Consider the following 12495-nt stretch of genomic DNA (forward strand, 5'->3'; position numbering starts at 1 on the left):
GTCCGACCTGCAGAGGATGCAGGTCGGACCCCTTATTTATCTATCTAGAGCCTATTTCAGAGGATGCCCTGGGCCACCATGGCATCGGCCACCTTGGTGAATCCGGCCACGTTGGCGCCCAGCATCAGGTCGCCCTCATGCCCGTATTCCTTGGAGGCCTGGTAGGACTTCTGGAAGATCCCGGTCATAATGTCCTTGAGTCGCTGGTCCACCTCGTCGAAGGTCCACTGCAGGCGCAGCGAGTTCTGGCTCATCTCCAGACCGGAGACCGCCACGCCGCCGGCATTGGCGGCTTTGGCGGGCCCGTAGAGCACCTTGTTGTCCTGGTAGACCTGGATGGCCTCGGGGGTGGAGGGCATGTTGGCGCCCTCGCAGACCACGGTGCATCCGTTGGCGACCAGGGTCTTTGCGGATTCCCCATCGATTTCGTTCTGCGTTGCGCAGGGCAGGGCGATGTCGCAGGGCACAGTCCAGACGCCCTTGCAGCCCTCGTGGTACTCAGCGGAATCCACACGGTCCGCATACTCGCGAATTCTGCCGCGGTGACCCAGCTTGATGTCCTTGACGACGTCCAGGTCAATTCCGTTGGGATCGTAGACGTATCCGTTGGAGTCGGATGCCGTCACCACCTTGGCACCCAGCTGTTGGGCCTTTTCGGTGGCGAAGATGGCCACATTGCCTGAACCGGAGATGACGACGGTCTTGCCCTGGAAGGAGTCCTTGCGCAGCGTCTGCAGGGCCTCCTGGGTGTAGTAGCACAGTCCGTAACCTGTGGCCTCGGTCCTGGCCAGGGAGCCGCCGAAGGTCAGGTCCTTGCCTGTCAGCACGCCCGAGTACTCGTCGCGAATTCTCTTGTACTGGCCGAACAGGTAGCCGATTTCGCGCGATCCAACATTGATGTCGCCGGCAGGCACGTCGGTGAACTGTCCGATGTGGCGCTGCAACTCAGTCATGAAGGCCTGGCAGAAGCGCATGACCTCGGCATCCGAGCGGCCCTTGGGGTCGAAGTCGGATCCTCCCTTGGCACCGCCCATGGGCAGTCCGGTCAGCGAATTCTTCAGGATCTGCTCGAAGCCCAGGAACTTGATGACCGACTCGGTCACGGTCGGGTGGAAGCGCAGGCCGCCCTTGTAGGGGCCGATGGCTGAATTGAATTGGATCCTGTAGCCGCGGTTGACCTGAACATGGCCTTGGTCGTCGGTCCAGGCCACTCGGAACTTGACTGCACGCTCGGGCTCGACCAGGCGCTCCAGCACGCCGTTGGCCTCATACTCGGGATGCCGCTCCACCACGGGTTCCAGGCTGGAGAAAACCTCGCGAACAGCCTGCAGAAATTCCGGCTGGTCGCCGTCGCGCTTCTCAACCTGCTGGTAGACGCGCTTGATGTATTCGTTGGTGAGCATCTGAGCTCCTTTGACTAGGAATGGCCGGTCCGTCCGGTCCACATGGGATTGGGTCCGCCCTCAAGAGCCTACGGGGGCTGGCGGAATCTTATCCTATGGTAAATGCCTCAAAGTCGCGTCACAAGAATTTTGGCCCGTAACGTCTGACATGTGGTCATTCAAGGCCCGAAGAGTGAGAGGACAAGGACGAAAAACAGGACTGTTTACAAAAGTTGAGTCACCAAGACTCAACTTTTATTCCTTGGGTGAACATCGGGCATGGAAACCGGGGTCCGCGGTTTGGACAAAGTGAAGGGCAGGGAGCCCGGGAGGACAGGTCAGGATGTCCACCTGGGGTTTCGGTCCGCAGAAACTATGACTTAGAGAATCAGGAGATGTGATTATGGCTATGTTTCCCGCATTGATGAACAATTCGATCTTCGGCGACTTCTTCGATGATCCCTTCTTCAACAACTGGCGTGACGGGCGTCGGCAGGGCCAGGGCCCCAAGAACGCGCTGAACAGCCCCTTGATGAATACGGATGTGCGTGAGAAGGACGGGCAGTACCAGCTCTCCATCGACATGCCGGGCTTCGACAAGCAGGACATCGGCCTGCGTCTGGAGGACGGCTACCTGATTGTCTCTGCCCAGAAGAACAGTGACCAGGGCGACAAGGACGATCAGGGACGGTGGATCCGGCGTGAGCGCTACACCGGATCCTGCTCCCGCAGCTTCTATGTGGGCGACAAGGTCCGCCAGGAGGACATACATGCCCACTATGCCAACGGCACCCTGGAGGTGACCCTGCCCAAGACCAGCATCGAACCGGCTGACAATACGCAGAACATCGCCATCGAGGACTGAGGGATTCGGATCCTTACCGGACTGCCTGAACGACTGCTATACTGATTGAGCGACAGCCGTTCAGACGGCCCTTTTGTCGTGTCAACACGCTATTGCCCAATTTTGGGTCCATCAATGCTATACTTGCCATTTGGCGTGTCTTTCGATGCGCTGTGTAACCGGCCGAGGATCGGATAGAAGGCTTATGGCAAAAGATGGTGTGATCGAGGTGGAAGGGCGTGTGGTCGAGGCCCTCCCGAATGCGATGTTCCGCGTCGAGCTCGAGAACAAGCACCTGGTGCTGGCCACCATTTCCGGCAAGATGCGTAAGAACTACATCCGCATTCTGCCCCAGGATCGGGTGGTGCTCGAAATGAGTCCCTATGATCTGAACCGCGGACGGATTACGTACCGGTACAAGTAACTAAGGTACACAAGCAAAGGAAAACCATGAAGGTCAGCCCTAGTGTGAAGAGAATCTGCGAGAACTGCCGCGTGATTCGTCGTCACGGCCGCGTCATGGTGATCTGCAAAAACCCACGCCACAAGCAGCGCCAGGGCTGAGCGGATTCCCAGCGGCAACGAACACCAAAGGCGCTGAGTCACAGCCGATAGGCTGAACCCCGGGTGCGCAGGCCCGGGCCGGGAGACCGGAAGACTCGGTGCACGACCTGCGTAGAGCAAAAAGGAATCGCAATGGCACGTCTTGCCGGAGTCGACATCCCCAACGAGAAGCGCATAGAGATAGCCCTCACCTACATCTTCGGTGTGGGGCGTACTCGCGCCAAGGAAACACTTGCCGCGACCGGAGTGAATCCGGACACCCGCGTCAAGGATCTCACGGACGAGCAGCTCATTACGCTGCGTGATTACCTCGAGGGAAACTACAAGATCGAGGGTGATCTGCGTCGTGAGATCGACGCTGATATTCGCCGTAAGATCCAAATCAATTGCTATCAGGGCCAGCGCCACCGCCGGGGCCTGCCTGTGCGCGGCCAGCGGACCAAGACCAACGCCCGCACCCGCAAGGGACCCAAGCGCACCGTCGCCGGAAAGAAGAAGGCGACCAAGTAAGGCCGAATGCGAAGCGGGGATGAGGGTCCCCGATGGTTCGCACTAGCAATCAGTTATTCGTTATTCGTGACAAGGAAACGAGGATCAATGGCAGCAGCAAAGCAGGCCGCGCGCAAGCCTCGTCGTCGGGATCGCAAGTCGGTTCCGGTCGGGCAGGCGCATATCAAGTCAACATTCAACAACACCATCATCTCCATCACCGATCCTTCCGGTGCTGTAGTGGCCTGGGCTTCGGGCGGCGACGTAGGCTTCAAGGGCTCCCGCAAGTCCACTCCCTACGCAGCGGGCATGGCCGCGGAATCAGCAGCCCGCAAGGCCATGGAGCATGGGGTCAAGAAGGTGGATGTCTTTGTCAAGGGTCCGGGTTCGGGCCGTGAGACCGCCATCCGCTCCCTGCAGTCCGCAGGCCTGGAGGTCGGTTCAATCTCCGATGTGACCCCACAGGCACACAATGGCGTTCGTCCTCCCAAGCGCCGTCGCGTCTGAGCACTAGAAAACCCATGAATCCACCCGCGAAGACCGGTGAGTGCACCACCGGTCGGAGCTGAAAGGATAGCAACAGTGCTTATTGCACAGCGTCCGACTCTTACTGAAGAAGTCGTCAATGCCCAGCGCTCCCGTTTCACCATCGAGCCCTTGGAACCCGGATTCGGGTACACCCTGGGCAACTCCCTGCGCCGTACCCTGCTGAGCTCCATACCCGGTGCGGCTGTGACCTCGGTCCGCATCTCAGGTGCCCTGCACGAGTTCACCACGCTGCCTGGTGTGGAGGAGGACGTCACTGAGATCCTGCTCAACATCAAAGGCATCGTGCTGACCAGTGAATACGACGAGCCTGTGGTCATGTATTTGCGCAAGAGCGGCAAGGGCGAGGCCACCGCCGGGGACATCACCCCGCCGGCCGGCGTCACCGTAGCCAATCCCGATCTGCATATCGCGACCCTGGCCGAGGATGGCGAGCTGGAGATCGAGTTTACGGTGGAGCGCGGTCGTGGATATGTCCAGGCCCAGCTCAACAAGCAGGACAACGATGAGATTGGCCGTATCCCGGTCGATTCCATCTATTCTCCTGTGCTCAAGGTCAGCTACAAGGTCGAGGCCACCCGTGTCGAGCAGCGCACGGATTTCGACAAGCTGATCCTGGATGTGGAGACCAAGCCGGCTATTTCGCCGCGTGACGCGGTGGCGTCCGCTGGGTCGACCCTGGTCGAGCTCTTCGGTCTCTGCCGCGAGCTCAACACTCAGGCTGAGGGCGTGGAGGTCGGGCCCGAGCCTGTGGTGGAAGAGGCCGATCCGCAGATGTCCGTGCCGATTGAGGACCTGAACCTGACGCAGCGTTCCTACAACTGCCTCAAGCGCGAGGGAATCCATACCATCGGTGAGCTGGTCTCGCATACCGAGCAGGATCTGCTGGACATCCGCAACTTCGGCATGAAGTCCATCGACGAGGTCAAGGAGAAGCTTGAGGGCATGGGGCTGTCGCTGAAGGCCTCCCCACTGGGCTTCGACACCAATAATCTCGAGGGAGGCACCTTCTTCTCGCCTGACGACGAGTGAAGGATTGCAGCCTTCGTATGAGCGGGCGAGGGGGAAGGGTTCCGTCGCCTGCTGACAGCAATTCCGGGAAGTCGGATGTTCGGGCGTATGCCCACCTGTCCTCCCGGGCCGTAAGGAGATAATCCAATGCCAAAACCTAGCAAGGGCCCACGTCTGGCCTCCAGCCCGGCGCACGAGCGGCTGATGCTGGCCAACATGGCCACCAGCCTCTTTGCAAACGGCCGTATTACGACCACCCTGCCCAAGGCCAAGCGCCTGCGTCCGCTGGCCGAGCGGCTGATCACCTTCGCCAAGCGCGGGGATCTGTCCGCCCGCCGTCGCGTCATGCGCGTCATCCGTGACAAGTCCGTGGTCCACATCCTGTTCACGCAGATCGCCGAACAGATGCAGCAGCGTGAGGGCGGCTACACCCGCATCACCAAGATTGCTCCCCGCCGAGGGGACAACTCCCCGCAGGCGGTGATCGAGCTGGTCACCGAGCCCCTGTCGGCCAGGAAGGCAGTCGTCAAGGAGGCCGAATCCGCAGCCAAGGTGGCCGCCAAGGATGACAACGCTGAGATGGCTGCAGCCACCGATGCCGCTGTCGCAGAAGGTGCTGCCAAGGATGCCGTCGATCAGGCCGTGGAGGCCAATGAGTCCGATCAGGACGTGGCCCAGGCTGACGAGGCCGCTGAGGATCTGGAGCAGACAGCTGACAAGGCGGATCAGGCGGAAGCCCAGGCAGAGGAAAATGCCGATGTGGCTGAAGATGCCGAGAAGGCCGCTGAGTAATCGGTCTTTGTTCTGGTGACGGGGTCGGGGAGCATGGCTCTCCGGCCCCGTTTGTCATTGGTGCCAGGGAGGTCTTGATGGAGGATCAGGAAGGGGAAATGCCCCTTGTCAGGCTGCGCATGGATCTGGCCTACGACGGTGGCGGCTTCCATGGCTGGGCCCGGCAGCCTGGGCTTCGTACAGTCCAGGGCTGCGTCGAACAGGCCCTGTCTGTGATCACTGGAGCCCGCAGACCGGATGGCCAGGTTTCCCACAGCTGCGTCGCCTGGGAGCCCAGGCTGGTCGTGGCTGGCAGGACCGACACTGGGGTCCACGCATCTCACCAGGTAGCACACTTGGACATTCCCGTTGCTGTACTCGAGTCCTGCAGGGGGCATATGGGTGTCGATGGTGTATCTGCCCTTGAACGCCGTCTTCGACACCTGCTGCCCGCTGACATCGTGTTGCTCGGGCTCAGATCCGCTCCGTCGGGTTTCGATGCCCGTTTCTCTGCCTTGGAACGCACCTACCTGTATCGGGTCAGCCAGGGGGATAAGCCAGGGGATCCGCGTATGCGGGGCTATGTGTTGGACCTGGAGGGAAGCCTGGATTTGGAAGCTATGAACGAGGCTGCAGCGGAATGCGTCGGTCTGCATGACTTCGGATCCTTTGCCAGGCCAAATCCTGGTGGCACGACCATCCGCAAGGTCCTGGCAGCACATTGGGACCTGGTTCCCAACGTGAATCTGTACGAGACTGCCCAGGGGCGGGCTGCCGTCGGATGCCTTCCGACCTTCATGGAGTCCGGGTTGACCGTCTTTCGGATTGTAGCCGATGCATTTGCCCATAACATGGTCCGCTCGTTGGTCGCGGCCTGCATTCAGGTGGGCCAGGGACGCCGGTCCGTCCAATGGTTTGCCGACAAGGTTGCCCACCCCCTGCGCGAAGGCTCCACCGGTCCCATAGATGCTCGGGGCCTGACCCTGGAGCATGTGGCCTACCCGCCTGATGACCAGCTTGCTGAACGGGCGCAGGCCATCCGAGCCCGCCGTACACTGTGACCGCCTGGTTGTTCACGGCGACCGCTGACTCCGCCACGCCGTTTGCCAGGTAGGGACTCTGTGGCATAATAGAAAAGTTGTTGTTCGGCAATGTCGGGCAACGACCATGGTTGAGTGTCCGAGCGGTCTAAGGAGCACGCCTCGAAAGCGTGTGAGGGCAACTCCCTCCGCGAGTTCGAATCTCGCCTCAACCGCCACTTATTGGCCCCGGCCCGACGGTTGGGGCCTTCTGTATTTAAGTACTATTGCCGGATTGTCAAGTTGCAGTGGCTCACTCGTGGAGTCGGGTTTCCTGATTGCTGCTGATATACAGTCCATAGGGAATCAGTTTTGCTGGATAACTGCGAGAATGGCACTCGATCAATTTGATGATTGTCAGGCAGGACCGGTCTTCCGTGTGCCTTCATTGGCTGTTCGTCTCAGTTCTCGATGCTGAGTAGATAAATACCGTCCAATGCAGAAGGCGATGCGATGACCAGCACCGGGTCGCCTCCTACATTGCACGGGTTCATACCCCCCTGCGTTCCTGTGGAATACACCTGTGGAACACGTTCTATATTAGCACCGCCTGAACCCCTGACGCCACCTGCCAGGTTTCGTGAAATCTGAAGTAAGTAATGACTAATTCGTTTGCTTGATAATCAGTTTTGACCCTTGGCCAGGTTTTCGAGCGTGCACGGGCAGGGATAGCCCACATATACGAATGGGAAAACTGACGAGTGCGATCAGTGTAACCTGCTGGCGGCTGGTCCGTATTGGAAGTCAACGTTTTGGTGCCTGCAGCAGGGCTGACGATGTGGCCGGGTAGCCGAGGTTCATGGCCATGGACAAGTGGGCCACAATCATGTCGACCAGGGCAGATGTCGCCTCCTGGCGACTTTTTCCGTTCTGACTGGCATCAGTTCGTATCGTGCCTGAGAACCCGTTCAGTTTTCTTCCGACGGACAAAAGGGTCCGCGCCGTATCGATCTCGATCAGGGCAGGGGTAGAGGTCTGTATTCCATTGGCGGGGTCCGTGCACTCATCCGGGTGCGCCAGCAGATCAGTGGTGGGATAGACCCCCTGCCGGGGATCATGTTTGGCGTGACCGACCAGAATCTGCGCGGCTGCAGTGTGCGCATCGGCTAGGGTCAGCATCCACGCGGCATCCGTTGTACGGGCTGCGAGGACCGAGAGTTCGAATCCGGAACGGTCTTCACCTATGATGGCTTGATCGGCCAATTCAACCGGCAGTGCCTTCGCCAGCGGGTCCAACCGCTGTGCTGTCTGGACCAGCCTTAGCGTGGCTGTTTGACGATTGGTCTGCCCGCCTTGGGAAGCCGTCAAAGCCTGGGCCGCGTGTACCGTGGCTTCATCCAGTCTGGCAGGGCATTCGCGGGCCGCTTGGATCCAGTCCTGAGCCCGGCTGTCTGCCTGATCCTTTCGAAGCCGTTCCGACTGCCGGGCTCGCGTCCATGCCTGTTCGCAGGCTGTAGGTCGAAGATCGTCAGGGTCGTGCTGACTGACGTGCACGGCCGAGGGCGCGCATCCCGAAATGGTTGCGGCCAGCAGAAGTACTGCGATACCGGCTCTCATCAGTCGGGCCGGAATCGTCGGCCGACGACTCGCCCACCCGTGGTATTCAGGAACCGGCTGTGTCTGCATGAAAGGCTAGAATAGTAGGCATTGCAGACTAAAAGAAGCGCAGTCTGAATAACTTCATAGGAGGTCTTGACATGGAACTGGACCTGGCTGAGATTCATCAGCTGGCACACGAACAAGGGATTGATGCCGAGACCTTGGATCAAGCACTGAGCGAGGCCCTTCTCCTGGCTTACCAGAAGTCGCCTCACGCAGCCAAGCACGCACGGGTGGAGCTGGACGAACGTGCTGGGACTTTTACCATCTGGGCACAGGACGAGATCGCTCGCGAGCCCACGCCTGAAGAGCCTGAACCAGGATATGATCTGGGCGAGGAATACGACGACACGCCAAAGGACTTCGATCGGCTGGCGGCTTCCACGGCACGCCAGGTGATTCGCCAGCTCTTCCGTCAGGCCGATGACGAGCGTGTCTTTGGGGCTTTCTCAGGTCAGAAGGGCCATCTGATCACTGGGGTCGTGCAGCAGGATGCCAGCGATCCTGGCAATGTGCATGTGGCAGTAGATAATGTCGAGGCCATTCTGCCCCGCCGCGAGCAGGTGCCTGGAGAGCATTACCGGCACGGCCAGCGGATCCGGGTCTACGTGGTCAATGTCTCCCGTGGACTCAAGGGGCCGGAAATTATTGTGTCGCGTTCCCATCCCGAGCTGGTTCGCCGCCTTTTTGAGCGTGAGGTACCGGAGCTGGTCTCCGGCGCGGTCTCCATCATGGCCATTGCTCGTGAGGCAGGTGCCAGAACTAAGATTGCGGTCCGTGCCAACACCAAGGGGGTCAATCCCAAGGGTGCGCTGATTGGGCCGGCAGGCGCTCGCGTGCGTGCTGTCATGGAGAATCTGGGGCCTGAGAAGATCGACATTGTGGATTGGTCCAAGGATCCTGCCGAATTCGTAGCTGCGGCCCTGTCCCCGGCTGTGGTTCGTCAGGTGCAAATCGTCAGCGAGCCCAACCGTACGGCCATTGCCTTCATCAAGGACGCACAGCTCTCCCTGGCCATTGGCAAAGAGGGTCAGAACGCCCGTCTGGCCGCCAAGCTGACTGGCTGGAAGATTGGCATTGAGTCAGAGGAGGCTCACCAGCAAAAATTGCGCGAGCTGCAGGCACAATCTGCTTCGGCTGCTGGTGAAGACGCCTGAGAGCAAACATCCGACGACGCGAGTATGCTGGACGCGGTATCCCGAGTCCGGTGGTTCACGCCGTCGGCCCCGGCACAGAGACGAGGTAACACGATCATGGTCGCACGATGAGACAGGATATGTTCGCCGTCATAAAAGAGTGATCGCGCCGGTCATACGCGCGGTCCGGTAAGGAGAAAGTAAGTGCCCAAAGCACGCGTGTATGAGCTGGCCAAGGAATTTGGCGTAGACAGCAAGACTGTTCTGGCGAAGTTGAAGGACATGGGCGAATTCGTCAAGTCCGCATCCTCCACTGTGGAGGCCCCTGTGGTTCGTCGACTCAAGAACGCTTTCCCTCAGAAGGGACAGGGCGACGCAGGCCAGGCCGCTGCGCGAAATGCCCGCCCCGGCAGCCCTAATCATGGAAGCGGCCAGGGTCAGCATGGCCGCTCGCAGTCCAGTGGCACCCAGCAGCAATCCACACCTGGGCCAAAGCCCGGACAGAACCGTCGGCCCTCGGCTGGTGGTGACGCCTCACGGAGCCAGCAGCGTCCCGGCGGACACTTCCCCAAGCCCGGTGCCCCCCAGGGCAACCGCAACGAGCATGAGCAGCGCAACCAGTCCCGTGGGCCCAAGCCTTCAGCCATGGGCAGGCCCGGCCCCCAGGGCTCGCGCAACAGCGGTCGTCCCGGTGGCTCCAACGCTGCAGCAGCACGTCATGGAGCGCGGCCGGGAGCATCCACGCCTCGTCCGGGTAACAATCCTTTCAGCCGCAAGCAGGGGATGAAGGCCCCTATGCCTTCAGACATTCCCAGGCCGCATCCCATGGCCAGACCTACCGTCAACGACTCACGCAGGGGCCGGGGCGGATTCCGCAATGGCCGTGGCGGACGCACCGGACAGGGCGCACGTCCAGGGCAGTGGGGCCATAGTCGTCCAGGTCAGCAGACACATCAGGGCGGTAGCGGTCGTTTCGGAGCCGCTTCGTCGGCACCTTCAGGCGGCTTCCGCGGCGGTTCAGGTCGCGGTGGTCGCGGTCGCGGCGGTGCAGCTGGAGCTTTCGGTCGCCAGGGAGGCAAGTCCTCCAAGGCCCGCAAGAATCGGATGGCCAAGAGGCATGAATTCCAGGAGATGAAGGCACCTGTCATCGGCGGTGTGCGCATCCCCGCGGGCAATGGACGTACCGTCAAGCTCCGTCAGGGCGCCACCCTGGCCGACCTGGCCGACAAGATCAACGTCAACCCCGCTGCCTTGGTCACGGTGCTCTTCCACCTGGGCGAGATGGCCACGGCCACTCAGTCCCTGGATGAGGCAACCTTCCAAATCCTGGGCGACGAGATTGGATGGAAGATCCGCATCGTCTCCGCTGAGGAGGAGGACAAGGAGCTCCTTCAGCAGTTCGACATCAACCTGGACGAAGAACGTGAGGACCAGGATGATGAGAACCTGCAGCCCAGGCCTCCGGTGGTCACCGTCATGGGCCACGTCGATCACGGCAAGACCCGTCTGTTGGACACCATCCGCAAGACCAACACGACCACCCAGGAGGCCGGCGGCATCACCCAGCGCATCGGGGCCTACCAGGCCACGGTCACCCTGGACGGGGAGGATCGCAAGATCACCTTCCTGGACACCCCTGGCCATGAGGCCTTTACGGCCATGCGTGCGCGTGGTGCCGAGCTGACTGATGTGGCCATCCTGGTGGTGGCCGCGGACGACGGCGTCATGCCGCAGACCGTGGAGGCCATCAACCACGCCCAGGCTGCCCATGTGCCCATCGTGGTGGCTGTCAACAAGATCGATGTCGAGGGAGCCAATCCCCAGAAGGTACGCGGTCAGTTGACCGAGTTCGGTCTGGTATCCGAAGAGTACGGCGGCGACACCATGTTCGTCGACATCTCCGCCAAGCTGGGCACCAACGTGGACAAGCTCCTGGAGGCCGTCCTGCTGACTGCCGATGCCGACCTTGACCTTCGGGCCAACCCCGACATGGACGCTCGTGGCGCGACGGTCGAGGCCCGTCTCGACAAGGGTCGCGGAGCCGTGGCCACTGTGCTGGTCCAGCAGGGGACACTGCATGTAGGCGATGCCATCGTGGCCGGATCGGCCTATGGCCGTGTGCGCGCCATGCTGGACGAGAACGGTCGGCAGATGGATGCTGCGGGTCCTTCCACACCCGTCCAGGTGCTTGGTCTTACCTCAGTGCCTACCGCCGGCGACCTCTTCCTGGTTGCGCCCGACGACCGCACCGCTCGTCAGATCGCCGAGAAGCGTGAGGCCTCGGCCCGCGCCGCACAGCTGGCCAAGCGCCGCAAGGTTGTCTCTCTGGAGAGCCTGAAGGAGCAGTTCGCCAAGTCCGAGGTGGACATGCTCAACATCGTCATCAAGGGCGACTCCTCCGGTTCGGTGGAGGCTCTGGAAGACTCCCTGATGAAGATCGAGGTCTCCGACGAGGTCGGGATCCAGGTCATCCACCGGGGCGTGGGCGCCATCACCCAGAACGACGTCAACCTGGCCACGGTCGACAAGGCCGTCATCATCGGCTTCAACGTCCGGCCCAACCGGCAGGTCCAGGATTTGGCGGACCGCGAGGGGGTGGAGATCAAGTACTACTCGGTCATCTACAACGCCATCGAGGACATCGAGGCGGCGCTCAAGGGCATGCTCAAGCCGGAGTACGAAGAGGTCACCACCTCCCACTCCGAGATTCGTGAGATCTTCCGCTCCTCCAAGTTCGGCAACATCGCGGGCGTCATGGTCCAGGACGGCACCGTCAAGCGGGGCACCAAGGCTCGCATCGCCCGCAACGGGGTGGTCACCATCAACGATCTGGAGATCTCCTCCCTGCGCCGGTTCAAGGACGACGTCAACGAGGTGTCCGAAGGCTACGAGGCTGGCATCAACCTGGGCTCCTTCAACGACATCGAGGTGGGCGACATCATCGAGACCTACGAGATGCAGGAAGTGGAACGCAAGTAGAGCCTGTCGACCTGCCGACCGTATGTCGGAAGGCCCGTGGCGATCCGCCCCGGTCTGGGTACTCCCTGGCCGGGGCGGATCGCCATGAATGCGAA

12 protein-coding genes and 1 tRNA gene are annotated in these 12495 nt (G+C 61.0%); 11 read left to right on the plus strand and 2 right to left on the minus strand.

Translation table 11 applies throughout. The annotated features are described in order from the left end of the window. Nucleotides 1–56 precede the first annotated feature (56 nt). Entirely contained in the window at nucleotides 57–1403 is a 1347-nt protein-coding gene (gene gdhA / locus H3T88_RS01675) for an NADP-specific glutamate dehydrogenase (protein WP_015022333.1), read from the minus strand. Between the two features lie 382 nt (nucleotides 1404–1785). Between gdhA and H3T88_RS01680 the strand changes: the two genes are divergently transcribed. From H3T88_RS01680 to H3T88_RS01720, 9 genes are all read left to right on the plus strand, one after another. Then, nucleotides 1786–2247, plus strand: a complete 462-nt coding sequence (locus H3T88_RS01680; RefSeq protein WP_015022332.1) for an Hsp20/alpha crystallin family protein — start codon at nucleotides 1786–1788, stop codon at nucleotides 2245–2247. A 184-nt stretch (nucleotides 2248–2431) separates the two neighbouring features. Beyond that, nucleotides 2432–2650: a translation initiation factor IF-1 gene (infA, locus tag H3T88_RS01685; RefSeq protein WP_015022331.1), complete on the plus strand. Its 219-nt coding sequence runs from the start codon at nucleotides 2432–2434 to the stop codon at nucleotides 2648–2650. A gap of 26 nt (nucleotides 2651–2676) precedes the next feature. After that, nucleotides 2677–2790, plus strand: coding sequence for a 50S ribosomal protein L36 (gene rpmJ / locus H3T88_RS01690; protein WP_015022330.1), 114 nt, complete (start codon nucleotides 2677–2679; stop codon nucleotides 2788–2790). Between the two features lie 132 nt (nucleotides 2791–2922). Beyond that, nucleotides 2923–3300, plus strand: a complete 378-nt coding sequence (gene rpsM, locus H3T88_RS01695; protein ID WP_015022329.1) for a 30S ribosomal protein S13 — start codon at nucleotides 2923–2925, stop codon at nucleotides 3298–3300. Nucleotides 3301–3387: 87 nt separating this feature from the next. Beyond that, nucleotides 3388–3786: a 30S ribosomal protein S11 gene (gene rpsK, locus H3T88_RS01700; RefSeq protein ID WP_015022328.1), complete on the plus strand. Its 399-nt coding sequence runs from the start codon at nucleotides 3388–3390 to the stop codon at nucleotides 3784–3786. Between the two features lie 75 nt (nucleotides 3787–3861). Continuing rightward, nucleotides 3862–4857: a DNA-directed RNA polymerase subunit alpha gene (locus H3T88_RS01705; protein ID WP_015022327.1), complete on the plus strand. Its 996-nt coding sequence runs from the start codon at nucleotides 3862–3864 to the stop codon at nucleotides 4855–4857. Nucleotides 4858–4983: 126 nt separating this feature from the next. Beyond that, on the plus strand, nucleotides 4984–5628 hold the full coding sequence (gene rplQ / locus H3T88_RS01710) for a 50S ribosomal protein L17 (RefSeq protein WP_198203312.1): 645 nt from the start codon (nucleotides 4984–4986) through the stop codon (nucleotides 5626–5628). 77 nt (nucleotides 5629–5705) lie between these two features. Continuing rightward, a complete protein-coding gene (locus tag H3T88_RS01715) occupies nucleotides 5706–6668 on the plus strand; it encodes a tRNA pseudouridine synthase A (RefSeq protein ID WP_232347059.1) in 963 nt (320 codons plus the stop codon). Nucleotides 6669–6776: 108 nt separating this feature from the next. After that, nucleotides 6777–6865 (plus strand) — tRNA-Ser (locus tag H3T88_RS01720). Nucleotides 6866–7430: 565 nt separating this feature from the next. Here the strand turns inward: H3T88_RS01720 and H3T88_RS01725 are convergent. Then, complete coding sequence (locus tag H3T88_RS01725; protein ID WP_198203313.1) at nucleotides 7431–8243, minus strand: hypothetical protein; 813 nt, start codon at nucleotides 8241–8243, stop codon at nucleotides 7431–7433. A gap of 140 nt (nucleotides 8244–8383) precedes the next feature. Here H3T88_RS01725 and nusA point away from each other — a divergent pair, with 140 nt between their 5' ends. Further along, nucleotides 8384–9442, plus strand: coding sequence for a transcription termination factor NusA (gene nusA / locus H3T88_RS01730; protein ID WP_198203314.1), 1059 nt, complete (start codon nucleotides 8384–8386; stop codon nucleotides 9440–9442). Between the two features lie 183 nt (nucleotides 9443–9625). Then, nucleotides 9626–12400: a translation initiation factor IF-2 gene (infB, locus tag H3T88_RS01735; protein WP_198203315.1), complete on the plus strand. Its 2775-nt coding sequence runs from the start codon at nucleotides 9626–9628 to the stop codon at nucleotides 12398–12400. Nucleotides 12401–12495 lie beyond the last annotated feature (95 nt).

The sequence above is a fragment of the Bifidobacterium sp. W8110 genome, assembly GCF_016101375.1.
GTDB lineage: Bacteria > Actinomycetota > Actinomycetes > Actinomycetales > Bifidobacteriaceae > Bombiscardovia > Bombiscardovia asteroides.